The sequence below is a fragment of the Methylothermus subterraneus genome (assembly GCF_054656915.1).
The window spans coordinates 1-291 of sequence record NZ_BAAHXK010000045.1 but is presented as its reverse complement, the minus strand read 5'-3'; the positions used below and the strand labels follow the sequence as shown (position 1 = coordinate 291).

Annotated in this window: 1 protein-coding gene; it reads left to right on the top strand. The window is 54.3% G+C overall.

All coding sequences use genetic code 11. From position 1 onward, the window contains the following. Window positions 1–291, top strand: a 291-nt coding sequence (locus ACYQ3M_RS11660; protein ID WP_460036250.1) for a methane monooxygenase/ammonia monooxygenase subunit C, incomplete at its 5' end; no start/stop codon positions are given.

Sequence of the window (291 nt, the reverse complement as noted above, 5' to 3'; positions counted from 1 at the left end):
TATTTTGACTATCGGAAGAAGGGGCTGTCGTTGCCGTATTTGATTACGGTGGTAGGTCCCTTTATGATTTTGCCCAATGTGGGGTTGAATGAGTGGGGGCACACGTTCTGGTTCATGGAGGAGCTGTTTGTGGCGCCTTTGCACTATGGGTTTGTGTTCTTTGGTTGGTTTGCGCTGTCGATTATGGGGCTGTTGCTTCAGGTCTTTGCCAGCTTTGCGAACCTGATGGGACGGGAGCTGTGTGGGGAAGCCGTGTATCGCGGGGGCGATGCGGCGACCTGGCCGGAGTGA